The organism is Actinoplanes oblitus (assembly GCF_030252345.1).
GTDB classification, from domain to species: domain Bacteria; phylum Actinomycetota; class Actinomycetes; order Mycobacteriales; family Micromonosporaceae; genus Actinoplanes; species Actinoplanes oblitus.
The window spans coordinates 7000865-7025076 of the sequence record NZ_CP126980.1 but is presented as its reverse complement, the minus strand read 5'-3'; the positions used below and the strand labels follow the sequence as shown (position 1 = coordinate 7025076).

26 protein-coding genes and 1 riboswitch are annotated in these 24212 nt (G+C 71.6%); of the genes, 11 read left to right on the top strand and 15 right to left on the bottom strand.

All coding sequences use genetic code 11. The features are described from left to right. Nucleotides 1-97: 97 nt before the first annotated feature. The 4 genes from Actob_RS31735 to Actob_RS31720 all read right to left on the bottom strand — a co-directional run bounded on the left by Actob_RS31735 (nt 98) and on the right by Actob_RS31720 (nt 4003). Nucleotides 98-751, bottom strand: coding sequence for a DUF2238 domain-containing protein (locus Actob_RS31735; protein WP_284915533.1), 654 nt, complete (start codon nt 749-751; stop codon nt 98-100). Nucleotides 752-800: 49 nt separating this feature from the next. Further along, nucleotides 801-1562 (bottom strand): hypothetical protein, encoded by a 762-nt coding sequence (locus Actob_RS31730; RefSeq protein WP_284915532.1) that lies wholly within the window; start codon nt 1560-1562, stop codon nt 801-803. A gap of 40 nt (nt 1563-1602) precedes the next feature. Continuing rightward, complete coding sequence (locus tag Actob_RS31725; RefSeq protein WP_284915531.1) at nt 1603-2967, bottom strand: glucose-6-phosphate dehydrogenase; 1365 nt, start codon at nt 2965-2967, stop codon at nt 1603-1605. Nucleotides 2968-3037: 70 nt separating this feature from the next. Then, complete coding sequence (locus Actob_RS31720) at nt 3038-4003, bottom strand: alpha/beta hydrolase (protein ID WP_284915530.1); 966 nt, start codon at nt 4001-4003, stop codon at nt 3038-3040. Between the two features lie 66 nt (nt 4004-4069). On the opposite strand from Actob_RS31720, the gene Actob_RS31715 reads away from it, so the two are divergent. From Actob_RS31715 to Actob_RS31690, 6 genes are all read left to right on the top strand, one after another. After that, entirely contained in the window at nt 4070-4633 is a 564-nt protein-coding gene (locus Actob_RS31715) for a TetR/AcrR family transcriptional regulator (protein ID WP_284915529.1), read from the top strand. 49 nt (nt 4634-4682) lie between these two features. Continuing rightward, entirely contained in the window at nt 4683-5018 is a 336-nt protein-coding gene (locus tag Actob_RS31710; protein WP_284915528.1) for a PadR family transcriptional regulator, read from the top strand. Continuing rightward, a complete protein-coding gene (locus Actob_RS31705) occupies nt 5006-6946 on the top strand; it encodes a hypothetical protein (RefSeq protein ID WP_284915527.1) in 1941 nt (646 codons plus the stop codon). The genes Actob_RS31710 and Actob_RS31705 overlap by 13 nt, the downstream gene beginning before the upstream one ends. 386 nt (nt 6947-7332) lie before the next feature. Further along, complete coding sequence (locus Actob_RS31700; RefSeq protein ID WP_284915526.1) at nt 7333-8112, top strand: polysaccharide lyase family 7 protein; 780 nt, start codon at nt 7333-7335, stop codon at nt 8110-8112. A gap of 175 nt (nt 8113-8287) precedes the next feature. Beyond that, nucleotides 8288-8887, top strand: a complete 600-nt coding sequence (locus Actob_RS31695; protein WP_284915525.1) for a PilZ domain-containing protein — start codon at nt 8288-8290, stop codon at nt 8885-8887. 161 nt (nt 8888-9048) lie between these two features. Further along, a complete protein-coding gene (locus Actob_RS31690; protein WP_284915524.1) occupies nt 9049-9339 on the top strand; it encodes a hypothetical protein in 291 nt (96 codons plus the stop codon). Between the two features lie 180 nt (nt 9340-9519). Here the strand turns inward: Actob_RS31690 and Actob_RS31685 are convergent, their stop codons facing one another. The 5 genes from Actob_RS31685 to Actob_RS31665 form a co-directional block, all read right to left on the bottom strand. Beyond that, nucleotides 9520-10266 carry an NYN domain-containing protein gene (locus Actob_RS31685; RefSeq protein ID WP_284915523.1) on the bottom strand — a complete coding sequence of 249 codons (747 nt, stop codon included), beginning with the start codon at nt 10264-10266 and terminating at the stop codon, nt 9520-9522. 380 nt (nt 10267-10646) lie between these two features. Further along, entirely contained in the window at nt 10647-11198 is a 552-nt protein-coding gene (locus Actob_RS31680; protein WP_284915522.1) for a hypothetical protein, read from the bottom strand. 188 nt (nt 11199-11386) lie between these two features. Then, nucleotides 11387-12229: a chromosomal replication initiator protein DnaA gene (locus Actob_RS31675; RefSeq protein ID WP_284915521.1), complete on the bottom strand. Its 843-nt coding sequence runs from the start codon at nt 12227-12229 to the stop codon at nt 11387-11389. A 205-nt stretch (nt 12230-12434) separates the two neighbouring features. Beyond that, nucleotides 12435-13673, bottom strand: a complete 1239-nt coding sequence (locus Actob_RS31670) for a GDSL-type esterase/lipase family protein (RefSeq protein WP_284915520.1) — start codon at nt 13671-13673, stop codon at nt 12435-12437. Between the two features lie 164 nt (nt 13674-13837). Next, entirely contained in the window at nt 13838-14392 is a 555-nt protein-coding gene (locus tag Actob_RS31665; protein ID WP_284915519.1) for a LysM peptidoglycan-binding domain-containing protein, read from the bottom strand. Further along, nucleotides 14391-14566: riboswitch (cyclic di-AMP (ydaO/yuaA leader) on the bottom strand. It overlaps the preceding gene by 2 nt. 227 nt (nt 14567-14793) lie before the next feature. On the opposite strand from Actob_RS31665, the gene Actob_RS31660 reads away from it, so the two are divergent. Beyond that, nucleotides 14794-15387, top strand: coding sequence for a hypothetical protein (locus Actob_RS31660; protein ID WP_284915518.1), 594 nt, complete (start codon nt 14794-14796; stop codon nt 15385-15387). A gap of 63 nt (nt 15388-15450) precedes the next feature. Here Actob_RS31660 and Actob_RS31655 read toward each other — a convergent pair whose 3' ends face one another. Both Actob_RS31655 and Actob_RS31650 read right to left on the bottom strand, forming a co-directional pair. Further along, nucleotides 15451-15789, bottom strand: a complete 339-nt coding sequence (locus Actob_RS31655) for a transcriptional regulator (RefSeq protein WP_284915517.1) — start codon at nt 15787-15789, stop codon at nt 15451-15453. 1 nt (nt 15790) lies between these two features. Beyond that, complete coding sequence (locus tag Actob_RS31650; RefSeq protein WP_284915516.1) at nt 15791-16549, bottom strand: hypothetical protein; 759 nt, start codon at nt 16547-16549, stop codon at nt 15791-15793. 268 nt (nt 16550-16817) lie between these two features. On the opposite strand from Actob_RS31650, the gene Actob_RS31645 reads away from it, so the two are divergent. Then, nucleotides 16818-18191: a glycoside hydrolase family 43 protein gene (locus tag Actob_RS31645; protein WP_284915515.1), complete on the top strand. Its 1374-nt coding sequence runs from the start codon at nt 16818-16820 to the stop codon at nt 18189-18191. Between the two features lie 335 nt (nt 18192-18526). Here the strand turns inward: Actob_RS31645 and Actob_RS31640 are convergent, their stop codons facing one another. After that, on the bottom strand, nt 18527-19351 hold the full coding sequence (locus tag Actob_RS31640) for a nucleotide sugar dehydrogenase (RefSeq protein ID WP_284915514.1): 825 nt from the start codon (nt 19349-19351) through the stop codon (nt 18527-18529). A 177-nt stretch (nt 19352-19528) separates the two neighbouring features. On the opposite strand from Actob_RS31640, the gene Actob_RS31635 reads away from it, so the two are divergent. Beyond that, entirely contained in the window at nt 19529-19831 is a 303-nt protein-coding gene (locus Actob_RS31635; RefSeq protein ID WP_284915513.1) for a hypothetical protein, read from the top strand. Nucleotides 19832-19846: 15 nt separating this feature from the next. Here Actob_RS31635 and Actob_RS31630 read toward each other — a convergent pair whose 3' ends face one another. Next, nucleotides 19847-20749, bottom strand: coding sequence for a CPBP family intramembrane glutamic endopeptidase (locus Actob_RS31630; RefSeq protein WP_284915512.1), 903 nt, complete (start codon nt 20747-20749; stop codon nt 19847-19849). A 76-nt stretch (nt 20750-20825) separates the two neighbouring features. On the opposite strand from Actob_RS31630, the gene Actob_RS31625 reads away from it, so the two are divergent. Then, a complete protein-coding gene (locus Actob_RS31625; RefSeq protein ID WP_284915511.1) occupies nt 20826-21614 on the top strand; it encodes an SAM-dependent methyltransferase in 789 nt (262 codons plus the stop codon). A gap of 21 nt (nt 21615-21635) precedes the next feature. Here the strand turns inward: Actob_RS31625 and Actob_RS31620 are convergent, their stop codons facing one another. Together Actob_RS31620 and Actob_RS31615 are read right to left on the bottom strand one after the other, a co-directional pair. Continuing rightward, the gene (locus Actob_RS31620; protein WP_284915510.1) at nt 21636-22292 is read right to left on the bottom strand and encodes a Tat pathway signal sequence domain protein; all 657 of its coding nucleotides are present in this window, start codon (nt 22290-22292) and stop codon (nt 21636-21638) included. A 17-nt stretch (nt 22293-22309) separates the two neighbouring features. Next, on the bottom strand, nt 22310-23197 hold the full coding sequence (locus Actob_RS31615) for a hypothetical protein (RefSeq protein WP_284915509.1): 888 nt from the start codon (nt 23195-23197) through the stop codon (nt 22310-22312). Nucleotides 23198-23369: 172 nt separating this feature from the next. Here Actob_RS31615 and Actob_RS31610 point away from each other — a divergent pair, with 172 nt between their 5' ends. Continuing rightward, nucleotides 23370-24101 (top strand): TetR/AcrR family transcriptional regulator, encoded by a 732-nt coding sequence (locus Actob_RS31610; protein ID WP_284915508.1) that lies wholly within the window; start codon nt 23370-23372, stop codon nt 24099-24101. Nucleotides 24102-24212 lie beyond the last annotated feature (111 nt).

Here is a 24212-nt window from a genome sequence, read left to right as displayed (position 1 = left end):
TCACGGCGGCGCGAGCGCGTCGTGAGCACTCGCGCCGCCGCAACCGGCAAGCGAACGGCCGCGCTCGTGACCGTGCGAGTCGCTCGCGCGGGGCCGGTCAGACCTGGACGGCCGGCGTGGGTGCCGGGAACCGGTCCCGGAGTTGACGGTCGTGCGGACGGCTGAGCAGCAACAGGCTGACGCTCGCCCCGACGCCGGCCATGAACATGTCCCACTGGGTGTCCCAGACGTCGCCCTGGGTGCCCAGGAAGTCGTCGGCCGAGGAGCCGCCGACCACGGCGGACAGCCACTCGAACAGCTCCCACGTGGCGCTGACCGCCATCACCACGCAGAGCACCAGCGCGGTGAGCCAGCGGCCGGGCCGCAGCGGGGTGCGGCGCAGCAGGACCTCCCGGGCCACGATGGCCGGCACGAACCCCTGGACGAAGTGGCCGAGACGGTCGTACGGGTTGCGGGTCAGCCCGAGCGCGTCGCGCACCCAGTCGCCGGCCGGCACCTCGGCGTAGGTCCAGTGGCCGCCGATCATCAGGACCAGCGCGTGGGCCAGGATCAGCCGGTAGGCCAGCGGGCTGAGCGGGAACCGGCGATAGGTGACGACCAGGATCACCGCCGCGACGATGGCCGCGAACACCTCCAGGAACCAGGTGCCCAGCGACTTGGCGCCGATCGCGGAGACCGCCAGGGCGATCAGGCCCACGGTCAGCAGGACGGCGGGCTCACGGCGGCGGGGCGCGGCGGCGGGTGTGATCACCGCGCCATTCTCCCGGACCGCGCCAACCGCGGGTGTCGAGGGCGACCGGCTAGACCAGCAGCCGGCCGACCTCGGCCGCCCGGTCGCCCAGGGTCCGGCGCAGGGTCGCGGCGATCTCCTCGGCCGGCCGCTGGCCGAGCACCGCCAGGATCGCGTCGAGGCGGGCCGTCAGGATGTCCATCCGCTGGTTGGCGCGGGCCAGGTCGTTGCGGGCCCAGCCGCCCATCCGGAAGTCCCGGCGGCCACTGGACGGGTCCACCTCCACGTGGTTCCACGCGCCCGCGCCCAGCGCCCGCTGCCCGCGCTCCGACTCCAGTGCCTTGTAGACGGCGGCCATCACGTCGGCCTCGGTCATGTCGTCCTCCAGCAGTCCCCAGGCGCGGGTGTCCCGCTCCTGCGCGGTCGTGTATCGGGCGGAGAAGTGCGCGTGCTCGGTGTGCGAGCTGGCCCCCCGGTACGCCCGGGCCGTCCAGCCCCAGCTGCGTGACCAGATGCGCCGGTCGTAGATGACGTTCTGCAGGCGGTCGTCGTGCCCGGCGCGGTGGCGCTCGATGATGATCCGCAGCGCCCGGTTCATGCTCCAGCCGGACGTACGCAGGTCGTCGTCCACGTCGATGGCGTGCACCTCGTCGAGGTGGTCGGCGTCCTCGTACGGCGTCGCCCCGGTCTCGTCCGGGTTGTGGTCCGAACTCGTCCGGGCGTGCGCGCGGTCACCGAGCGCCCCGTCCGAGGCGCGGTCCCGGCCCGGCGCCAGCACGTCGAACTCGGCGCGCAACGCCACCAGGCACGGGACCAGCATCCAGTCAGCCACCCGACCCAGCGTTCCCGCCGGACCGGCGACCACGCAACGATCACCCAGCCGTACGGGTGGGTGAAAGCAGCGACTCCTCCGGCCCGGAGCCGCCCGCCTCGTACTCCAGCAGCGGCACCTGCCCGGCCCGCCACGCCGAGGTGACCGGCTCGACGATGCGCCAGCACTGCTCGGCGGTGTCGCCGCGCACCGACAGCAGCGGATCGTCCTCGAACACCCCGCGCAGCACCTCGCCGTACGGCGGCAGGCCACCCGGGCCGAACTCGGCCTCCAGCGTCACCGGGTCCAGCACGAACGGGTCACCCGGCCCGTTGATGTCGAAGTCCAGCGCCAGCCGGTCGGGTCCGAAACTGATCCGCAACCGGTCCGGCTGGTCGGGTCCCCGGAACCCGCTCGGGATCCGCGGCGGGTGCTTGAACGTGACCACCGCCTCCTTGCGCCCGGTCCCCAGCGCCTTGCCCGATCGCAGCCGGAACGGCACCCCGGCCCACCGCCAGTTGTCCACCGCCAGCACGATCTCCGCGAGGGTCTCGGTCTCCCGCGCCGGATCCACCCCCGGCTCGCCGGCATACCCCGCGTACCGCGCCCGCAGGCTCGACGTCTTCGCGTCGCCGCCCCACAGCCGGGTGGCCCGCAGCGCCTCCGCCGTCGCGTCCCGGAACACCGCCGGGTCCAGTGACAGCGGCGCCTCCATGGTCAGCAGCGCCAGGATCTGCAGCAGGTGACTCTGGATCATGTCGGCCAGCGCGCCGGCCTTGTCGTAGTAGCCGGCCCGCCCCTCCAGCGCCAGCTGCTCGTCGAAGACGATGTCGACCGACTCGACGTGCTCCGAGCCGAGCAGCGGTTCGAAGATCCGATTGGCGAACCGGAGTCCGAGGATGTTCAGCACGGTGGACTTGCCGAGGAAGTGGTCGACCCGGTGGATCCGTTCCTCCGGCGCGAGCCGGTTGAGCAGCCGGTTCAGCGACGCGGCCGACGACGCGCTGGTCCCGAACGGCTTCTCTAGCACCAGCCGGGTGCCCTCCGGCAACCCCACCTCGAGCAGCGCCTCGCACGCCTTCACGGTCACCGCCGGCGGCAGCGCGAAGAAGATCGACACCGCGCCGTCCGCACCGTCGAGCAGGCGGCGCAGGTCGTCGGCGCTGGTCACGTCGGCCCGCGCGTACCGCGTCCCGGCCAGGGTCGGCGCCGCCTGCCCGGCGTCCGCGTGCTCCCCGAACGCCTTCCGCACCCGGTCCTGCCAGCGCCCGGCGTCCCACTCGTCCATGCCGGCCCCGACCAGCGTCACCGGCGGCGCGTCACCGGCCGCGAGCAACGCTCCGAGCCCGGGCAGCAGCAGCCGCGCCGTCAAGTCCCCGGAAGCACCCAGAATCATCAATGTCTGAGCGGAGCCCTCTTTCGTCATGTTTCCCGGTTGCCCCGCAAACCTCAGGAGCAACCCCGATTCCGGTACGCCGGGTCCGCTCCCCGACTCGTCAGCTTCCGAGCCGCTCCCGCAGGAAACCGACGATCTCCGCGCGGGCGGCCCGAGCCTGTGGCACCACGCCCGGCATGCTGACGAACGCGTGCGTGGCCCCGGGATGCTCGGTGAGCCGCACCGGCGTGCCGGCGATCCGCAGCCGCTGCGCGTACGCCCGCCCCTGATCCGCCACCGGGTCCACTGTCGGCACCACCACGAGCGCCGGGGCCAGCCGGGCCGCGTCCCACGCGTGCAACGGCGACACCGCCCGCGGGTCGGTCCCGTCCGGCACCGCCATCCGCCGGAAGAACCGCATCTGCCCGACGGTGAGCGTCGGGCTGTCCGCGTGCTCCCGCATGGACGGATAGTCGAACGCCGTCGCGGTCAGGTCGGTGCACGGGTTGACCAGGACCTGCGCGCGCAGTGCCAGCCCGGCGTCGCGCGCCCGGAGCGCGACGGTCCCGGTGATCGCCGCGCCGGCGCTCTCCCCGAACAGGGCGACCCGCCCCGGATCGATGCCCCATCGCGCCGCGTGCCGGAACACCTCGCGCAGCACCTCCCAGGCGTCGTCGACGCCGGCGAGCAGCGGGACCTCCGGCGACACCAGGCGATGCTCCACCGACACCACGACGGCGGGCAGCCGGGCCGCGAGCGCGCTGTTGATCCAGTCGCTCTGTGCCGCGGTGCCCACGAAGCCGCCGCCGTGCACGTGCAGCACCAACGGCAGCTCGCCCGTCGCCGGCTGCGGCCGGTAGACCCGGACCGGCACGTCCCGCCCGGACAGCGCCACCCGTTCCCATCCGATCGTCACTCCCGGCTCCGGCCACCCGGTGATCAGCCGCATCAGCCGGGATGCCCGCCGCCGGTTCTCCGCCGCCTGGATGGCGGCCAGCTCGCCGGCCGAGATGGCCGCCCAGTCCGGCTCCGTGCGGACCCGCTGCAGCAACCGCACCACCAGCGGCGCCTCGATCGTGTCCCGCATCTGCCCTCCCCATTACGCTACTAGAGGTATCGATACTCAAGGTAGCGTAATTGATAGAGTGCCGCCATGCCCGCCACCGCCGAACCCGCCCGCTCGCCCGGCCGCCCCCGCTCCGGCGTCGACGCGACAGTCTTCGCCGCGACGCTGCGCGCGGTCCACGAGCTCGGCTACACCCGGGCCACCGTCGACCGCGTCGCCGCGCTGGCCGGCGTCGCCAAGACGACGATCTACCGCCGCTGGCCGTCCAAGGGCGAGCTGGTCGTCGCCTGCCTGCTGGACGCCTTCGGTCCGGTGCCGCTGGCCGGCGCCACCCGCGGCGAGATCCTGGCCGGCGGGATCCGGTGGATCGCCGCCCGGATCGGCGAGCCCGGGATCGGCGCGGCCTTCGCCGGTGTCTTCACCGACGCGGTCAACGACCCGGCCCTGCGCGAGGTCCTGGCCACCCGGTTCCAGGACCCGTACCGGCTGGCCCTGCAGGAGGCGCTGGGCGAGCCGGAGCACCGCGTCCTGTTCCTCATCGACGTGGTCGTCGGCACCCTGCTGCACCGGCTGGGCATGACCGGCGAGCCGATGGCGGAGCGCGACGTGGACGCCCTCGTCGCCATGGTGCGGCACACGCTGGAAAGCTGATCGACCCCTATGTAGAAAAAGTAGCGAGGGCTATGTAGCGTAAGCCGGCATGGCGTCACCCCTACGTATGACGGCCGCTCTGGCCGGGGTTCTCCAGGCGTTCCTGGACGACCCCGCCGCCGAGCGTTACGGCCTCGACATCATGCAGGCGACCGGCTGCCCCAGCGGCACGGTCTACCCGATCCTGATGCGACTGCAGCGGGCCGGCTGGCTCGAGTCGCACTGGGAGGAGATCGACCCGTCGCTGGCCGGCCGGCCGGCCCGCCGGTGGTACCGGCTCGCCCCGGACGCCGCCACCACGGCTCGCACCGAGCTCACGGCGTACCGCCGGCGGCACGCGACGGCCGGCTCCGCGGTGAAGGCGAGGCCGACATGGGTTTCCTGAACCGGCTGATCGCCGCCTGCCTGCGCGCGGCGGCCCGGCGCTGGCCCGCCGACTTCCGCGACGACCTGGCCCGCGAGTGGGCCGCCGAGCTCGCCGCGCTGGAGGGGCAGCCCGGCACCGCCTGGCGGCGCCTCGCCTTCGCGCTCAGCCTGGCCGTCACGCCGCTGACCTTCGACGAGCAGGGCGCGCCGCGCGGCGGCTGGGAGTGGCTGCGGGCCGGCGCCGCGCTGCGCTCGGCGTCCCGGGTGGCGCTGGCCGGCGCGTTCGGGATGGGCCTCGCCATGGTCGTCAGGTCGATGCTGGGCGGCGTGCTCCCCGACTTCGGCGACAGCGAGAACTCCTGGCTGCTCACCGGGGCGCTGGTGGACATCGCGATCGCGGTGCTGATGACCGGGTACGCCGTGCTGGCCGGCCGGTGGATCGGCCGGCGCGGGGCACCGGACCCCGGCCCGGCCGGCAGCCTGGGCGTCGCCGCCACGGTGGTGCTCCCGCTCGCCGTGCTGCACTCGTTCTTCCTGGTGGTGCACACCGAGGGCATCTTCCTGAACTGCCTGCTGGCCGCCGGATGCTGGGCGATCCTGATGATCCCGTTGGTGGCGGCGACGGTGCGGGCACTCAGCGCCGGACGGCCCACCCGGGCCTGGGCGCTGGCCGCGGTGGGCGTCCCGCTCGCCTCCGGCCTGCCGCTCGGCGCGCTCTTCCTCGGCGGCACCCTGGCGGACGAGGAAATCTACGTGCTGGCGAGTGTGGTCGACACGGTCAGCTTCCTGCTGCCCTGGTCGGTGTGCGCCGTGGTGTTCGCCCGCGCCACGGTCCGCCGGTGGGCGACCCCGACGGTGCCGGTCGAGCCGGAGCCCGAGCCGGTCGCCGTGGACCAGGTCGCCGTCCAGTCGCCCTGGTGGCGGCTGACGGTGGAACGTGTCCTGCTCGCCGGCCTGGCCGCCGCCGGCTCGGCGCTGTGGGCGGTGGGCGTGACGGTGATGCAGCCGCTCAGCGAGCCCGCCCACGACCCGGACGCGACCGGGGAGAACAACACCTACTGGGCCCGTGAGCTGCGCTGGGGTGCGCTCTTCGCGGTCATCATGGTGCTGCTGGTCTACGTGCGCGGCGACCGGCGGGCCACCCGCGGCGTGCTGCTCGGCGGCCTGCTCTGGCTGGTGGTCGACATCCAGCTCGACCGGATCGACCCGGCCTCGGGCACCGTCCTGCTCGCGGCCGCCGCCGTCGTGGGCGCGCTGGTGGCCTGCGCCGCCGCCGGAACGGTTCCGGTCGTGCTCCGGCATCGGTTCCTGGTGACCGTGGCGCTGGTCGCCGCCGTGATGTCCGCGCTGGCCACCGAGACCGAGTCGCCGACCGACGTGGAGCGGGCGCTCAACCTGGGCAGCGCCGCTGCCGGTTCGCTGCTGGCCGTGGTCGCGGTCGCCGCCGCGACCCGCGCGGCCGGTGCGGTGAGCCGGCTCCGCGGGGTCCTGGCCCTGGTCTTCGGTGCCCTCGCGGGGGCCGGGCCGTGGCTGATCCGGCTGCGCCATCCGCGGCCGGACGACGCCCGGTTCCAGGGCATCCTGCTGCTCCTCGGCCTGCTGCTGTTCGCTGTCGTGGTGCTCGCCGGTCCGCGCCCGCGGCACTGGCGGGACTGGCTGCGGTACCCGGTGTGGACGGCACTGGCCGCGCTCGTCGTCCCGGCGGTGCTGGTGCCGCTGCTCTACGCGTCCATCGCCCTGCCGATCGCCGGCATCCTCACCGCCCTGGCCGGCAACCCACCGGTCAACGGCGCCGACACCGACATGATCGCGGTCCTGATGGCCATCCCGGCCGGCCTGGTCGCCGGTCGCCTGCCCGTCACCCGCCCGTTCCGCCCCGGCCCGTCCCGCGCCGTCCGGCCGGCCGGACACCCGCGGCCGCTGCTGGTCCCGCCCGACCCGAGCTGACCGGCCACCGCCTGGGCCGAGCAGCGATCGATCGCCGCTCGGCCCGGGCCCGCCGATCGCCGCTCGGCCCGGCCCGCCGTTGCACCCGGGCCCGCCTCTCCGCCTTGACCTGCCGCTCCACCCTGACCCGCCGCTCCGCGACCTGCGGCTCGGTGCTGACCTGCTGCTCCACCCCTGACCCGCCGCTCCACCCGACCCATCGCCCCGACCCACCGCCCAGCCCCGGGCGGGTGCGATGGGCGTACCGGAAATCGATTTAAGGTTTTTTAAGGGTGTAACCGGGACCGATCGATTGACCCGGACATCGACCGCCTGCTTTATTGGCAACCATCTTGCCAATTCCCCCTCAGGCAAGGCCGATCCCCTATCGCATCGAGGTCTCTCCCATGCGCAAGCGCACTCTGCTGGCCCTCGCCGTCTCGGTCGTCGTCGGCGGGCTCGGCGTCGCGGGCATCACCACCGCCTCCGCGGCCACCCTCGACCCGGCCCTGCCGCCGGGCGGCAACTTCGACCTGTCCGTCTGGCAGCTCCAACTGCCCACCGGGTCGCCCGGCAAACCGGACACCATTCAGCCCGCGCGGCTCAAGGGCGCGAACGGGTACAGCAATCCGGCCTACTTCTGGACCGACTCCAACGACGGGTCGATGACCTTCTGGGCACCGGAGAAGGGCGTCACCACGCCGAACTCCCACTACGCCCGCTCCGAGCTGCGCGAGATGAACGCCAACGGCAGCGCCGCGGACTGGACCCTGGCCGGCAACCACACGCTCAGTGCCCAGCTGCGGATCCCGTCGGTCACCAAGAACGTCTGCGTCGGGCAGGTGCACCTGGGCTCCGGCGGTTCGTCGACCAAGCCGCTGCTGGAGCTCTACTACCGGCCGAACGGGGACATCCACCTCGGCACCGAGAACTCGCCCGACGGTGGCCAGACGCTGCACAAGGTCGGCAACGTGGCGCTCGGCGTCAAGTGGACCTACGTCATCAACGTCACCGGCAACACCGTCAACCTGACCGTGAACGGCACCAGGACCAGCTACGCGATCCCGTCGTCGTTCAACCCGTACCGGCAGTACTTCAAGGCCGGCTCCTACAACCAGTCCTCCTCGGACAGCACCTCGAACGGCGCGAAGGTCAAGTTCTACAGCCTGACCGTCAAGCACTCCTGAGCCCCGGCGGCCCGCGATCCCGGCGGAATCGCCCCGGCGGGCCGCGATCCGCGGAGCCGCCTCGGCGGGCCGCGATCCGCGCGGAACCGCCCCGGCGGCCGGGATCCGCGCGGAACCGCCCCGGCCCGGCCCGCCCTCGTGAGAACGTCAGAGGGGAACGTCGGAGGAGGCAACGATGATCACGGTGTCCGCCGGAAGCACCCTCACCCTGCGCTGCCCGGACATGCAGACGGTCCCGCTGATCTGCCTCGCCGACGCGAAGGCCCCGTTCATCGCCAACCTGCCGCCGATACCGGTGCTCAGCCTCGACGACCCGGGCCCCGGCGTCCGCCGTTACGGCATCCTGGAGCTGACCAGCAACGCCGGCGTCGCCTGGGTCGAGGCGGAACTGCGCGGCGGCCTGATCACCGTGCTCGGCGACTCCCCGACCGGGGTGGTCCAGCGGCGGGACTCGCCCCGGCGGCCCGGCGCCTATCCGGCGACCGGCACCGCGCAGGTCGACACCGGCCCGAGCCAGCGGCTGGTCGCCCTCTCCGGCGAGGTGCAGGACATCTCCACCAGCGGGCTGCTGCTGCGGGCGACGGCTGCCGGCGACAGCCCGCACCTGCCGACCGCGATCCTGCGGACGCTGTTGCACGTCACCATGCCGTGGGGCGAGCTGACCGCCGCGGTGGCCACCATCGATCAGCGTTCGGATCAGCTGCGCGGCACCTTCGAGTGGATCGATCCGGGCAACGCCAAGGCCCTCGCCGACTTCGTCGTCAGCCGCGCCTGACACTTGGTCCTCGCCGTCTTCGTGTGCAGCCGGCCGGATGCTTGTCCTCGACGGCTTGGTCGTCCTTGGTCGTCAGCCGGGCCGGATGCTCGTCTCTCGCCGGCTTCGCCGCCAGCCGGGCCGGATGCTTGTTCCTTGCCGAACCGGGCAATGATCAGAGAATGACCTGGCTGGAATTCGCGCTGCTGCACACGCCGGCACCGACCACGGTGCGGGTCACGCCGCGGTACGGCAACCACTACGCCGAACCCACAGTGATCGGCCCCTGCGTGGTCAACCCCGCCCGGACCGTCGTCTTCTGCCCACCGGACACCGACGTCCCACCGGGCTCGCTGGTCACCCTGCCGACCGGCCAGACCACCCGGGTCCGCGCGACCTGCCACCTGGACGCCCACGGCTACCGCCTGCCCGGCCACCTCCAGCTCGACCTCGAACAGCCGGCCCTGAGCTGAAGCTGTCGATCCCCGGCCCCGATCTGCCACCTCGGACTTGATCCGTCACGGGCCTCGGTCTCGATCCGTCACCGGCCTCGGTTCTGGGCCGCCACGGGCTGGTCGTCGCGTGCCGCCGCCGATCCTCATCGGACCATCCCGCCGCCGACCCGCCCCGGCCTGGCATCGCCGCGGTAGCGGTCAGGCCGGCTCGGCAGTTTTCCGCCGCCGCCGATCGCGCACATAGATGACCGACGTCTTGCTCTTCTCCGTCGGCCGGCGCTCCGACTCGAACAGCCCGGTAGCCGTGAGCAGGTCGCTCAGTTTCGTATAACCCCAGTTCCGCGCGTCGAAATCGGGACTCTGCTTGGTCAGGATGTGCCCGACGGCCGCGAGAGCCGCCCAGCCGTCATCGTCCGAGGCCGCCTCGACGGCATTTCGCAGCTTGTTGACCAGCGCACTGTCCGACCGCAGCGGCGCCGTCCCCACGGCGGGCCGCGGCGTGGCCGGTGAATCGGCCGGTTCCGCGGCGCTGTGCGGCGCGGTCAGGTTCTCGGTATAGATGAACTTGTCGCAGGCCGCCACGAACGGTTTCGGCGTCTTCCGCTCCCCGAAACCGTAGACGATCAGCCCGGACTCCCGGATCCGAGCCGCCAGCCGGGTGAAGTCGCTGTCGCTGGACACGATGCAGAACCCGTCCAGCCGACCGGAGTACAACAGGTCCATCGCGTCGATGACCATCGCCGCGTCGGTGGCGTTCTTCCCGGTGGTGTAGGCGAACTGCTGAATCGGCTGAATGCTGTAGGCCAGCAGGTGTTCCTTCCACCCGCGCAGATTCATCCCGGTCCAGTCGCCATAGGCCCGTTTCACATGCGCGGTCCCGTATTTCGCCACCTCGGCGAGCAGCCCTTCGACAATGGCCGGCTGCGCATTGTCCGCGTCAATCAAGACAGCGAGGCGCGTGGACTCGTTACTGCTGACACTCATCTGACGCCCGCTGACCCTTCTCGCCGCTCACGCCGGCCGGTTTCTGGTCACCGGACCGCTAGGAACTCCCGGTCCGGGATTCTTCCGGCCGATCCCGCTTTTCGCCAACGGTAGGCGATTCTCCCTGACCAACCCGATTTTGTACGGCTACCCCCGACCCAACCGCAACAATCCCGTCCCGTGCCTACACGCGAGGCCGCCTCACCTCAAGACCGCCCGGCGACCGCCGGGCTGAATCCCCGCTCACGGCTCATGTGTCCCGCGGGCCCGCGTCGCTTCTCCGTCCCCACCCCACATGCCACATCAGTCAAGCCGCAGCCAGCCGCCCGTCGCCGCGACGGTCACCCGCCGGCTTCTGGGGTCAAGCGACCACTGATGTCCGCGAGCAGTGCCGCGGCTCCGGGGCGGATCATGCCGATGTCCACCACGAACGCCGGGGCCCCCGCCCGCCGAATCGCTCGCTGCACCGGTGCGCCGCGCTGGGTCACGATCACCGAGTCGACCGAGTCCGGCGTGATCACCAGTTCGGTCAGCGGACCCGCATACCGCCGGCGCACCGAACGCACCGCTGCCCAGGGCACGAACAGCGCGGCGTGCCGGGTCCTGGCGAACTCGATCCCGGAGTCGGACACCCGTACCCGGGCGAGCCGCCGCCCCGCCCGGCCGATCACCGTCGAACCCGTGGCGCCGGCCAGCGAAAGCGCCAGAAAAGGAGCGATGTCTGCCATGGCTCGCCCGAAATGCGCGGACTTTCCCAGATATGAGAGCAGCGCGAAGGCGAGGCCCGACCCGACGAGAAGCACCAACGGCGCGATCGTCAGCATCCGGAGCACCATTCCCGAGCGGCGGAGCCGATAGGTCACCGTGCCGCCGGTCGAGTGGATCTTCATCACCCGGCGAGTATTTCCCACCCCGGCAAGCCCGTGACCAGCCATTCAGCCGATTCCCGTCGGACCGGGCCGGTGGGCCCGGCCAGCTCAGCCCGGCGCGGCCTCGCGGTCTCGCGCCGGGATCACCGTGCGCTTAGCCACGGGAGCGGGCTGGTGCGGTTGGAGGAGGGCCAGATCGTAGAAAATCGGGGTCAATGGGTCCGGCGGACCGCGAGGATGCCTTTGATCACGCGGTAGAGCCCGTAGAGCATCGGGCCCCACGCCACCACGTAGACCGCGGCGCCCGAGGCCATCGTGGCGAGCGTGATGAAGATGCCCGCGCCGAGCCAGATGGCGCCGACGGTGATGTCGCGCTTGCCCTGGGCGGCGGCCTCGGCCCGCTTGATCTGCTGTTGCACCGGGTCGGATCTGTCGCCTTCGGCGGTCCATTGGTGATACGGCGCGGGTGAGGGGCCCGGCTGCTGCCCATACGGGCCGGGCGCGGCCGGATGGGCGCCCTGCTGGTAGAGGTTGGCCGGGGGAGTGCTGGTCTGCTGCGGGTAGTGGTCGGCAGGAGGCGCGCTGTACTGGTGCGGGTACTGGGTGGCTGGGGGAGTGCTGTATCGCTGCGGGTACTGGTCAGCCGCCGCCCCGCTGAACTGCTGCGGGTACTGGCTCGCCGGGGGGTTGTCGGACTGCCATGGCGAGCCGAGCTGCTGCTGGTCGAAAGCGGCGAAGGGCTGCGGGTGGGGAGCGGCGCCGGGCTGCGGGTGGGGAGCGGCGAAGGGCTGCGGGTGGGGAGCGGCGCCGGGCTGCGGGTGAGAAGCAGCTGCCGGCTGCGGATAGGGAGCGGCGCCGGACTGCGGATAGGGAGCCGAGCCGGGCTGCGGATAGGAGCCACCCGAATACTGCTGGGGCGTGGGCGGGAAGGGGCCCGGCGGCTGCGCCGGATGGGACGCGGAGTACTCCTCCGGCGGGGCGGAGCGGGGTCTCGGCGCCGGCCAGCCGTTCTGGTCAGCCGGGGACGGGTAGCCGGTCGGGTCCGGGTACGTCATGGTGCACCTGCTTCGTCGCTCGAGCGGACGGATGGAAGACATCGAGGAGTACCGGCGTGTGACGGTTCCGGTTCAACCCGATACCCCGCTGCCCTTCGGGGCTGGTGCCGGCCGATCGGCATCGACGTACCCGGATCGCTACCGTGGAGTTTCCTTCGGAAAGCGTATTCCCGCAGGTCGAGCTTCCTGAGTGGGACTGTTTGGCTCAGTCCAGCCAGTCGAGGTCGACAGCTTCGGCGATCACCTGCATGCCCTTGTCGCCAGGGTGCAGGTGGTCGCCGGAGTCGTTCGCCGGCAGGTACCGGGTGGGTGCCGCCGGATCGTGCGTCGCGGTGTCCTGGTCGAGCACCGCGTCACAGCCGCTCCCGGCGCCCCGGACGAAGGCGTTCACCGCGGTCCGGCCCCGCTCCCCGGCACTCGACCAGTATGCGGCCCCGTGGAACGGCGTCAGCGTCGAGCAGATCACCTTGATCCCGGCCGCGTGACCGCGATCGATCAGTTGCCGATAGGCGCCGATGAGCTCGTCGGTGGCCGGCGGGTGTGTGCTGCCGAGGTCGTTCAGCGGATCGTCCGAGATGATCACCCAGCGGACCCCGGTGCGCTGGAGCACGTCCTGGTCGAAGCGGTGCGCCGCGCTCTCGCCCCGCCCGTCCCGGCCGTCGGCGGTCAGCCGGTTGCCGCTGATCCCGGTGTTGACCACGCCGATCGTCCGGCCGTCCGCCCGCAGCCGGTCGGCGAGCAGGTCCGGCCACCGGCGGGCGGCCCCGACCGTCGAGCCCAGCCCGTCGGTGATCGACGCCCCGAACGCCACGATCGTCCCGTCGGCCCCGCTGTCGAACACGTCGAGGCCGGTCAGGAAGAAGTAGCTGCTCGACGTCGTGGCGCCGGACACGGTGGTGGCGGTGAGCTGATCGCCCGTACCGATGTAGGTGTGCTGGGTGGCGAGCGGATGCCGGGTCGTCTCGCCGGTGGTCGCCGGCAGGTAGACGCTGACCGCCAGATCCGCGTCCGCCGGCACCGCGAAGTCCACCCGGTCGCTGGTCACCGAGCCGCCCGCCGGGATGGTCACGGTGGCCTTCCCGCCGAACGTCACCGCGGTGTCGGTCGCCCGCTCAATCCCGCTCCCGGTGGCCCGCCGCGCCACGTGCACCCCGCCGATCACCAGCGGCGTGGTGCCGAACGCGTGGGAGAGCCGCAGCCGTGCCCCGTCGCCGGCGACGCTGGTGTGCACGATCTGCCGGACGGTCTGCCGGTGGAAGGACTGCCCGCCGTCGGTCATCGCGGCACCCCAGGTGGCGACCCAGCCCTCCGCCGCGGCGCCGGCCGAGGGGGATGCCGGAACCGAGCCGGCAACGGTTGCCGGGGGCGAGGCGGACACCGCGCCGCACCCCGCCAGCAGCAGGATCACGCCCCCGGCCAGCCCGGCCGCACCATCCCACCGCATCTGTTCCCCCGTTGCCCGACCCGCGTTCCGCCGGACATCCTCACATCCGCAGTGCTGCGGATGTGGTCAGCAAGGACGCGAATCACCGCGTGGGCAGGTGGTCCGGGCGGTCAGGCGGTGCTTTTCCGCCCCGCCTGACCGCCGTCGCCTGACGACATCGATCGTCAGAGCCGGATCCGCTGCCCCGGGTGGATCCGGCTCGGGCTCTTCAGCTTGCCCTTGTTGAGCTGGTACAGCGTCCGCCAGCCGCCCTTGACGTGGTACTTCCGGGCGATCTTGGCGAGCGTGTCACCGGACTTGACCACGTAGGTCCGGCCCGACGACGTGGCCTTCTTCTTCGCCTTCGAGCCGTGCGACGTCGCCTTGTGGTGGACGCCGGACTTCTTGCCGCACACCGGCCACGGGCTCAGCCCGCGCTTCGCGTACAGCCGGTCGGCGATCTTGATTTGTTCGGCCTTGCTGGCCTTGTCCGCGGTCGAGGCGTACCTGCCCCCGCCGTTGGCCTTCCACGTGCTGCGGCTGAACTGCAAGCCGCCGTAATACCCGTTACCGGTGTTGATGTGCCAGCGGCCGCCCGATTCGCACTTGGCGACCACGTCCCAGTTGACGCTGGATGCCATCGCCGGGGAGGCCGGGGCGAGCAGTACGCCCGCTCCGGTCACGCCGGCGGCCACCAGGCTGAGGGCAGCAAGGCGCGTTCGTCTACCGATCCGAGACATGGATGATCCTCCACGCCTGCGAGGTGAGCTGTCGGGTTCGGGCAGATCGGCCCGGCCGCATCACACGCGGCTTCACCCCGAGGCGCTGTCGTCAGCGCCGGAAACGGTGGGTCCCCCGCTCCTGCCGTCTCATCGCGTCTGTGGATCGGCGGCAGGATTCGGCGGTCCGTCCACAGTGCCCGCCATCGCGGGACGATCGACGGTAACCACACCCCGGGTCGGTCAGCCAAGTTTTCGATGTCCCATAGTGACGTTCTTCACGGTATTCGCCCGATTTGATCTTGTTCCTGCCCCGGAAAGCGAGGCATTTCCGAAAACGGTCATCCGCCCGTCTCCCCGGCATGCCGCATGACCGGCACATCGGGCGGAACCGCTGCCGCTCACGGCGCGTCGGACAGCGCATGGCCGATTCCCCACAGCGCCGGACCGCTCTGCTCACCGCGATCGCCGCGCTCACGCTCTCCGCGTGCGGCAACACCCTTTCCGGTACGGCGACAGCCACCCGTGACGCCGTCCACGCGGCCGCCGCGAACCTGCCCGGCGCCTACACCTACGTCCTCACCTCGAACTGCGGCGAGCGTGCGTTGATCGGCAGGTTCCGGATCACCGTCGACGGCCAGGTGGCCACCGGCGAGCCGGTCGGCGCTGAGGTCGACCCGGGCGTCACGCACTTCCCGGCGATCGCGGAGCTGCTCGCCGAGGTCGACACGGCCGGGCCGGACGCCGTGATCGGGTTCGAGACCGACGCGGCCGGCCGGCCCGCCCGGCTGAGCATCGACCCGCTCCCGGACGCCACCGACGACGAGGCGTGCTACACCTTCGCCGACATCGAGCCGATGGCACCCCGGGACCCCGGGGGTACCGGCCAGGGCAACCCCCTGGGGCGAACGACGTACCGCCCGGACGACCATCGAGCCCATCCGGCGCCGGCCGGGGCGGCGGCGCACGAGGACCTCGCGGTGCTCGAGCTGCCGGCGGCGGTCGGCCGCAACTGACCCGGGATGCCCCGCGGGGCGCCGTCCCCCGGCGCCCCGCGGCAGCGAACCCGGCGTGCGGAGTCAGGACGGGTGATCGTCGAGATCGGCCGCTTTGAGGCGGGCGGTGAGTTGCTCCAGCGCGGAGAGTTCGGCGCGGAGTGCGCGGCGACCCTCACGGGTGAGTTTGACCCAGGTCCGGGGCCGGTTGCCCTCGTACCCTTTGGTCAGGGTGACCAGACCGGCATCGACGAGCACCTGCACGTGACGGTTGAGGTTGCCGTCGGTGAGCCGGAGTTCGGTCCGCAAGGTGGCGAAGGCGCACTCGGGGATCTCGGCGAGCATGACGAGCACGCCCAGGCGTACGCGTTGGTGGGTGACGTCGTCGAGCCCGACTGCCGGGTGTGGCGGTGTCTCGTCCATCTCAGCCGGCTTTCCGGGCGCGTCCGGCGTGGTAGGCGCCGACCACGGCCAGCGGCAGGCTGATCAGCAGCAGGGCGGGCGCGGGACGGTCCAGGCCGAGGAGTGTCAGCTGGCCACCCAGCGCGGGTCCGGAGCCGCCACCCAGCGCCCACGACTGCCAGCCGAGAAGCCCTCCGACGCGTCCGGTCGCGCAGAACTGCCAGGCCAGGGCCGCCATCCAGGCGCCGGAGACGATGATGCCGGTGCTGCGCTCGACGACACCCAGGGCGACCGTCACGGCGGCGACGATGAGCAGCGGGGTGAGCAGGCCCTGCCACCACGACAGTGCGTAAGGGGCCGAGCCGAGTCCGTGCCGTCCGGTCGGTGCGGCGAACAGCGCCAGCAGGCAGAGCAGCCCGGCCACCCCGGCGGCCACCGGGACGCGCCAGTGCACGCGGACCCCATGCCGGCGTTCACGGTGGCGGTACCACTGCGCGACGAGACCGACCGCCAGCGGCGCGGCCACCAGCCAGAAGAGGTAGGAACCCAGGCCGGCACGTTGCCGCTCCGGCAGCCCGGCCCAATAGGGGTACTCGATGACGCCGCCGGTATCGGAGATCGACGAGAACGGGTCCCGGTAGAGCGCGATGCTCAGCAGGGGCAACGCCGCCAGCACGAGGGACGGGAGCCAGAGGCCGCCGTGGGCCAGTCGCCGGCTCCTGGATCTGAGCGCGTTCATCTCCGCCAGTACGGCGGCGGCGTCGGGGGCGTCGGTACTCATCCTTCTCCTCTGCAATGCAGAAAACTCTGCATTACAGAGTGAACGGTCCGCGCCGCCACGTCAACGTCCGTTGCCGCTTCCGGGCCCTCCAGGCGGGGGATCGAGCCGGGCGGCGTTGTTCTTGACAGGGTTGTCAGCTGAGCGCAATCATTCAGAAACTTCGAACACCGGGCGCCTCCATCCCCCAGGTCGCCCCCGGCATGCCTTCACTCCGGCACCTCCCCGTGTGCGCGCAATTGTTAGCGCTAACAGCCTCGAAGGAGCATTCATGAAGCGACGCGATCTGCTCGCCGCCGTCGGTGGCACCGCCGCCGGCGCCCTGCTGCTGCCCGCCGGCGCCCGCGCCGCCACCTACTCCGGTTACGCCATGGCGTACTTCACCGAGTCCCCGTCGATGACCGCCGCCAATTACGGCCTGCACCTGGCGGTCAGCGGCGACGGTCTGCACTGGACGCCGCTCAACCAGAACAACGCCGTGGCCACCCCCACGCTCGGCAGCAAAGGCCTACGCGACCCGTTCCTGCTGCGCAAACAGGATGGCACCTTCGTCGTCCTGGCCACCGACCTGAACGGCACCGACTGGTCGTACCAGAGCCAGTACCTGCACGTCTGGGATTCCGCCGACCTGCGCACCTTCACCAATTACCGGCTGCTCAAGGTGCACTCGATGGCCACCCACGCCTGGGCGCCGGAAGCGTTCTGGGACGCGTCCCGCGGCCAGTACGCCATCGTCTACTCCGCGGTGAACAGCACCGGCCACAACGTCCTGATGGTCAATTACACCGGCGACTTCGTGACCGCCGGGTCGCCGGCGGTCTTCTACGATCCCGGATACGACGCCATCGACGGCTCGTTCGTGACGGTCGGCGGCGTGAACTACATGTACTACAAGAACAACACCAACAGCACGCTGCTGGGCACGAGATCCTCCTCGCTGAACGCCGGCTCGTTCGGCGTCTACACCGGCGCGATCACGCCCGGCCGCGGTGTCGAAGCCCCGCAGATCAGCAAGTCGAACACGTCGAACACCTGGCACATGTGGGGCGACACGTGGAGCCCGAACGGCCGGTTCTTCTGCTGGCAGACCACCGACGTCGCGGGCGGTTCGTGGACGCTGCTCAACGACCGGGCGTACACCCAGCCGCTCAATGCCAAGCACTGCGGCATCGTCCCGATCAGCGCCACCGAACTGTCGAACCTCACCGCGACATGGGGCACGCCGACCTGGAACCGGGTCAAGTCGTACAACTTCCCGGACCGCTACATCAGGCACGCCGACAATGTGGGCCGCATCGACGCCTACCCGTTCGACCCGTACCAGGATCAGCTCTGGACTCTGGTGCCCGGCCTGGCCGACGCGTCCGGCGTCTCGTTCCGCTCGGTCAATTATCCGGACCGCTACCTGCGCCACTACAACTACGCCATGGTCCTCGCCGCCAACGACGGCACCGGCACCTTCGCCGCCGATGCCACCTTCCACAAGGTGGCCGGTCTCGCCGATGCCACCTGGACGTCCTTCCGGTCGCACAATTACCCGGACCGCTACCTGCGCCACAGCAACTACGTCCTGCGCATCGACCCGATCACGTCGAGTTCGGCCGGCGCCGACAAGCAGGACGCGACCTTCCGCATCGGTTACTGACAACCCCATTCTCCGGTACGACCTCGGGCTGCCCCCACCGCAATCGCTTCGCCCGGGCCGGCCCCGCGAGGCGGTCCCGCCCGGGACCGACCGGCGACGCACGGGTGTGTCCCGGCACATCGCGAACGCCGGCCCGGCCGGTGCCGCCGCGCGCGACCCGGCGGGTGGAGCCCGGCCCGCGCTCGCCCCCTCAGCTGGCGAGCGCGGGCCGGATTCCGTCCGGCCGGGCGGGCCACCGTCGCCGGGACCGCGACGACGGCCCGCCCGGCCCAGGCCGTCACCAGGGCTGAGATCGGGGAGTGGTGACGGCTACCCCGGGGACCGGGAGGAGGGTGTCAGGCGGGGCGGCGTTCGGAGGTGGCGGTCAGGTTCGCCGACTCCGCCTCCTCGGTGCCGGCGCAGGCGACGACCACGTCGTACATCGTCCGGTAGAACGCCGTCGCGGCCAGCGTCGACCGCCGGTCCACGCCGCCGACCAGCTTGGCGCGGCCCTGGCACTGCGGGGCGAACGCCAGGTGGTAGCGGGCGCTGCTGCGGGCCGCGAGGGCGTCCTGGAAGACCCCGCGGGTGGTGCCGGGCGCCACCCAGGACTCCAGGGCGACCAGGTCGTGGTCGCGCAGATGGACGGCGACGGTGTCCGCGGCGGCGAGCACGACGCTCAGGTCAGGCCGGCCGCGGCGCAGCGGGACCGGCGCGGCGATCAGGTAGACGGTACGGCCGGCGAGCCAGGCCGGATCGTCTGTCGCGTGGTAGCGGCCCGTCTCGTGCATGGCCGTCAGGTCGTCGCCGAGCGGGGACCGGCCGGCCCGCAGCTTCGCGACGAGCCCGGGATCGTTGTCGAAGCCGGCGACCGTGTGCCCGGCGGTGACCGCCGTCCGGGCCAGGACGAGTCCGGCGCGGTCCTGCCCGACGACGGCGACGCGGTGGCCGTGCCCGGCGGGCTCGGGGGTGGTGGCGATGGCGGTGCTCCTTGCGATCCGGGAACGAGGTGCGATCCGAGAAACCGGTGCGATCCGGGAACGAGTCGGATGAGAAAGAACCGTAAGGGAGTTCGGGTCTTTCGGTAATCGCTCGCCGGTGGTACCCCGAACGGTGACTTTCGATCCTTTCGGGCGATGTCGCTGTCCGAATCCGGTCAGACCCTTGAGCCTCAGCGTCACTGACCGTACGGATGACTGTTTGGCTACGAGTAACCGCGGCGTGACCTGCGACCTTGACAGGCGCGGCCCATCCCAGCAGGGTGTAGCGCCTACGGCCGGTTGATCTCGGATGTCTTCGCGCGCGCTCCCGGCAACCCGCCAGTTGGCACATGGTTACACACGGTGAGGGGAACCGGGATGGACCTGGATCCGCAGGACTACGACGACCTGCTGCACGGCCAGTCGATGGTGGAACGCTGGCGGCGCAGCGACCACGCCGTCGCGGTGGCCGCCGAGTTGATGAGACTGCACGGCGGCACCGTGCCGATGAGCGAGCTGCTGTGGGCCGGCGCCGAGGCCTTCCTGCCCCGCCAGTGGCACGCCGGCCGGGCCTCCGAGCCGGCCGTCGCCGCCTTCGAGGTCTACGACCGCTGGCGCCGCCTCCAGGAACGCCGCCTCCAGCGCAAACTGCGGCAGGAGCAGGCCGACGGCAAGAGCTGACCGGCGCCGCGGCGATCAGGACGGGACGGGCGGCCGGATCTGGCGAACGGGCGCGGCCGCCGTGCCGGAAGCGACCCCGGGCGCGGGGACAGCCGCGGGCACCGGAACGGCCGCGGGTGCGACGGCCTCCTGGAGCGCGGCCTCCTCAAGCCCGGCCTCCTGAAGCGCGGCCTCCTCGAGCGCGGCCTTCTCCGGCCCGGCCTGCTCCAGCGCGGCCCCGGGCGCCGGGACCTGCGGCATCGGCGCGGGCTTGTACAGCAGCAGGAACACCAGGTCCCAGCAGACGTGGACCACGATCGGCAGCAGCAGGCTGCCGGAGAGCACGTACAGGTCGGTGAAGAGGAAGCCCAGCAGCCCGGAGCTGATCATGCCGCGCCGGCCCTGGTAGGCGTGCGCCGCCGCGAAGAGCACCAGCGCGGCGGCCGCCGCCAGGACGATCGGCAGGTGGCCGAGCCGCACGCCGACCGCCAGCGGAAAGGCCCGGTAGACCACCTCCTCGCCGATCCCGACGGTGATCGCCATGGCCGCGGCGAGCAGGCGTTCGCCGGGGGTCCGCGGCAGCAGCAGCACGGCCGGCGAGGGCTGCGGACTGATCCGGCTGCGCACCCAGACGGCCCCCATCAGCAGGAACATCGCCCCGGCGACCAGATAGTCGAAGCCGTGGCCGTCCGGACGGGCCCAGCCGAGAGCCGCCGCCGACAGCTCCGGGTGCAGGCCGGTGGCCATCGCCACGAGGCCGACCAAGATCACGTTGCCGAGGATCGTGTTGCGGTGGAACCTGACCCGCGCGCCGGGCTCGGTGGCCAGCGTGGCGAGCAGCTGCTTGTGGATGCGCAGGTGCCGGACGGTGCCGGCGATCAGCAGTGCGAACACCGCCACGATCAGGGTGTTGCCGGCAAGGGTGTCGGAGTGGCTCACGAGCGGGCATCGTACGGGCGGCGCCGGGCACTATCCTGGTCGGGATCGCTGGTCGTGGATCTTCGAAAGGGGCGTTGTGGCGGAGGAGTTGGACACCGGGCGCCCACATCCGGCGCGGGTCTACGACGTGCTGCTCGGCGGGAAGGACAACTTCGCGGCGGACCGGGCGGCGGCGGCTGAGGGGCTGCGTGTCAATCCGAACGCGGCGACCGCGCCGCTGCAGAACCGGGCGTTCCTGCGGCGCACCGTGCGGTACCTGGCCGACCAGGGGGTCCGGCAGTTCCTGGACATCGGGAGCGGGCTGCCCACCTCGCTGAACGTGCACGAGGTGGCGCAGCAGCGGGACGCGTCGGCCCGGGTGGTCTACGTGGATCGCGACCCGATCGTGCTGACCCACGGGCGGGCGCTGCTGACCAGCACGCCGGAGGGGATGACCAACTACGTCGACGGCGACCTGCACCGGGTCGGGGAGATCCTGGACGCGCGGGAGCTGCGGGACACCCTCGATCTGACGCAGCCGGTCGGGGTGCTGCTCTTCGCGGTGCTGCACTTCATCGAGGACGGTGCTCACCCGTACGACATCGTCTCTCGTCTGATGGCTGCCGTGCCGCGCGGCAGCTACCTGGTGGTGTCGCACATCACCGCGGATTACGACCAGGAGGCCTGGGGCAGGTTCGCCGAGGTGATGCGGGCGCAGGGGATTGCCACCCGGCTGCGCAGCCGGGACGAGGTGGCCCGGTTCTTCGACGGGCTGGAGCTGGTCGAGCCGGGCGTCGTGCCGATCCTGCGGTGGCGTCCCGAGGAGCCGACGCCGTTCACCGACGCGCAGGTGGCGCTCTACGGCGGAGTGGCCCGCAAGTCGTGAGACCCGCGGGCCACCGGGCGATCAGTTGACGAAAACCGGGGACGAGGCGGAGTTCAGCACCGGGGTGTACTTCGCGCTGAAGTAGCCGTTGGCCACGCACGCGGCCGGTCCACTCGACTTGTTGAACTGCTGGTCGGTGAACGTGATCGAGTTGTCGGTGTTGTCGGCGACCGCCGTGATGCTGTTGCCGTTGGCCACGAAGTTGCAGGTCACCGAGCCGAGCAGGGACTTCAGGTTGAGCGTCGCGGAGATCGGCGCGGCGTCGGTGCCGGTGACCGTGACGGTGCCGTCGCTGGCGACAGTGGTGGCGTACGGCTGGTTGTTGATCGTCACGCTGTTGACGCCGGTCACCCCGGGGACGCCGCTGACCGTGCAGCTGGCGACGGCGAGGGTGGAGCCGAGCGAGGCGGCGCCGGGTGCTGCCGGGTTGTCGTTGACCACGGCGCTGAAGCTCGACGTGTTGCACTTCATGCCGTTGCTGCCACCCGGCGCGGTGGCGAAGACCGCCTGGGTGCCGCTGACGATGCCGGCCGCGATGGTGTCACCGACGGCGACCGCGGGGCCGGCCAGGCTGTCGGTGGTCAGCACCGTGGCGTCGTCGGCCAGCGCCGGTGACGCCAGGAGCAGGACGGCGGTGGCGCCGCTCAGGACGGCTGCGGTGATCCGGGACTTGTGCATGGGGGTGCACCTTTCATTCAGGAGGCGGCGAGCGCCTCGGTCAGGTCGTCCAGGCTCGGGGAGAGGGCGAAGGTGGTGTCGTTGTCGGCGAACACCACGGCGTTCTTGCCGGCCGCGGAGGGCAGTCCGAAGGCCAGGTTGATCAGTCCGTCCAGGCTGCCCGGGATCAGGCCGCAACCATTCGCTTTCGGTACGGCGTACGCGTTGTCCACCAGCGTCGCGCCGGTGAACCCCACGCCCAGCGTCTGGAACCCGTTCGGGTCGGGCACCACGTTCAGCGTGCCGGGGTCGCCGGTGACCGGCTTGTTCGGGGCCGGCGGACTGGTGGTGCCGGTGGTCGGGCTGAAGATGATCGGGCTGCTCTCCGAGCCGATGTAGCACCGGGTGCCGAACAGCGCGTTGTACAGGTGCAGTTTGATCGGCAGCCGGAACACCGGGGTGTTCTCGCCGGTGGCCAGCGGCACGAACTCGGTGATCGGCCCGGCCAGCTCGACCTGGGCGAAGACGCTCGTCACCCCGGGGATGATGTTGACGATGCCGGGGATGGACACCTGCAGGGGCTTGGCGACGAGGGTCTTGCCGTTGGCGGCGGGGACGGTGGAGTAGACGTTGGCGACGGTGCCGTCCGGGAACTCGCGGACCGGCCCGCCGGCCGGCCAGTAGACGCCGAACTGGATGGTGATCGGGCTGGCCAGCGGGACGACGTTCGAGCCGATCGTCACGCTGCCGCCCTTGGTGACCGAGTAGACGCAGCCCACCTGGAGGTTCGTCGGGTCCTTCATGGTGGGTGAGCTGAGCGGGCAGTGGTCGAGGCCGGCGTAGGCGCCGCCCGGTGCGGCTTGGGCGGGAGTCGCGGTGAGTGCCAAGATTGCGGCCACGGCGACGAGGACCTGTGACGCCTTCATGCGTCACTCCTTCGGGGGTCGGCGGGACGGTGGCCCGGCCGTTTCCGCAGCGTTCCGGGACTTGAGTGGGAGGCGATACTGGGGGAACCCCGCCTCACGCACCATCGAGATCCGTACCTCCCGGTATAAAAAACCCCGGCGGTATGCCATGTCAAGACATTGAGGGACGACGATGACGAAACCAGTACTCAGCCCGCTGCCGGGCGCCCGTGCCGGACGTGATCCGGCCCGCGCCATCAAACGCGGCCCGCGATCATTGCCGCCCGAGGTCATCGCCGCCACGCAGCGGGAGCGGCTGTTCGACGCGCTGGTGCACACGGTCGCCGAGAAAGGGTACGTGAATGCCCGAGTCAGCGACATCTGCACGGCGGCCGGCGTCACCCGCCCGGCGTTCTACGCGCTCTTCGCCGGCAAGGAGGACGCGTTCCTGGACACCTACCGGCACGGGACCCAGGTGGTGCTGCGGCTGATGGACGACGCGTACGCGGCGGCCGAGGACTGGCGCAGCGGCGCCCGGGCGGCGCTCAAGGTGCTGCTCGACGTGCTGGCCAGCGTGCCCGCGTTCGCCGCGATGGCGATCGTCGAGATCGACGCGGCCGGCCCGCTGGCCCGGCGCGAGCGGACCGAGTTGCTCGGCCGGTTCTCCCGGTTCTTCAAGGAGGCGCCGGACGCGCCGGAGGGGCTGGTCGACACGGTTGTCGGCGGCGTTTACTCGACCATCTACGGGTACGTCTCGGCCGGCCGGGCGCAGGCGCTGCCGGAACTGCTGCCGATGCTCAGCTACTTCATGATGGCGCCCTTCGTGGGCCGGGACGTGGCGGCCGCCGAACTGGCCGTCCGGCCTGCTGGAGAACGGGTCGTCCCGCCCTGCGTGGCGTCAGATACCGACGGGGTTTTTCACTGACTGAATCGAGGGTGCCTGCGCTTGACGCCTCTGTTACTGCGGCGTAACTTTCCCGAAATCCATCGAGAAACGCCAATAACGAGGCGTCGGGCGGCATCCGCAGTGCCGGCC

What these genes read in the sequence shown, in the direction of transcription:
- Actob_RS31725 (WP_284915531.1), bottom strand. Translation starts at nt 2,967, where the DNA reads ATGACGAAAGAGGGCTCCGCTCAGACATTGATGATTCTGGGTGCTTCC.
- Actob_RS31720 (WP_284915530.1), bottom strand. Translation starts at nt 4,003, where the DNA reads ATGCGGGACACGATCGAGGCGCCGCTGGTGGTGCGGTTGCTGCAGCGG.
- Actob_RS31715 (WP_284915529.1), top strand. Translation starts at nt 4,070, where the DNA reads ATGCCCGCCACCGCCGAACCCGCCCGCTCGCCCGGCCGCCCCCGCTCC.
- Actob_RS31710 (WP_284915528.1), top strand. Translation starts at nt 4,683, where the DNA reads ATGGCGTCACCCCTACGTATGACGGCCGCTCTGGCCGGGGTTCTCCAG.
- Actob_RS31705 (WP_284915527.1), top strand. Translation starts at nt 5,006, where the DNA reads ATGGGTTTCCTGAACCGGCTGATCGCCGCCTGCCTGCGCGCGGCGGCC.
- Actob_RS31700 (WP_284915526.1), top strand. Translation starts at nt 7,333, where the DNA reads ATGCGCAAGCGCACTCTGCTGGCCCTCGCCGTCTCGGTCGTCGTCGGC.
- Actob_RS31695 (WP_284915525.1), top strand. Translation starts at nt 8,288, where the DNA reads ATGATCACGGTGTCCGCCGGAAGCACCCTCACCCTGCGCTGCCCGGAC.
- Actob_RS31690 (WP_284915524.1), top strand. Translation starts at nt 9,049, where the DNA reads ATGACCTGGCTGGAATTCGCGCTGCTGCACACGCCGGCACCGACCACG.
- Actob_RS31675 (WP_284915521.1), bottom strand. Translation starts at nt 12,229, where the DNA reads ATGACGTACCCGGACCCGACCGGCTACCCGTCCCCGGCTGACCAGAAC.
- Actob_RS31670 (WP_284915520.1), bottom strand. Translation starts at nt 13,673, where the DNA reads ATGCGGTGGGATGGTGCGGCCGGGCTGGCCGGGGGCGTGATCCTGCTG.
- Actob_RS31665 (WP_284915519.1), bottom strand. Translation starts at nt 14,392, where the DNA reads ATGTCTCGGATCGGTAGACGAACGCGCCTTGCTGCCCTCAGCCTGGTG.
- Actob_RS31660 (WP_284915518.1), top strand. Translation starts at nt 14,794, where the DNA reads ATGGCCGATTCCCCACAGCGCCGGACCGCTCTGCTCACCGCGATCGCC.
- Actob_RS31655 (WP_284915517.1), bottom strand. Translation starts at nt 15,789, where the DNA reads ATGGACGAGACACCGCCACACCCGGCAGTCGGGCTCGACGACGTCACC.
- Actob_RS31650 (WP_284915516.1), bottom strand. Translation starts at nt 16,549, where the DNA reads ATGAGTACCGACGCCCCCGACGCCGCCGCCGTACTGGCGGAGATGAAC.
- Actob_RS31645 (WP_284915515.1), top strand. Translation starts at nt 16,818, where the DNA reads ATGAAGCGACGCGATCTGCTCGCCGCCGTCGGTGGCACCGCCGCCGGC.
- Actob_RS31635 (WP_284915513.1), top strand. Translation starts at nt 19,529, where the DNA reads ATGGACCTGGATCCGCAGGACTACGACGACCTGCTGCACGGCCAGTCG.
- Actob_RS31620 (WP_284915510.1), bottom strand. Translation starts at nt 22,292, where the DNA reads ATGCACAAGTCCCGGATCACCGCAGCCGTCCTGAGCGGCGCCACCGCC.
- Actob_RS31615 (WP_284915509.1), bottom strand. Translation starts at nt 23,197, where the DNA reads ATGAAGGCGTCACAGGTCCTCGTCGCCGTGGCCGCAATCTTGGCACTC.
- Actob_RS31610 (WP_284915508.1), top strand. Translation starts at nt 23,370, where the DNA reads ATGACGAAACCAGTACTCAGCCCGCTGCCGGGCGCCCGTGCCGGACGT.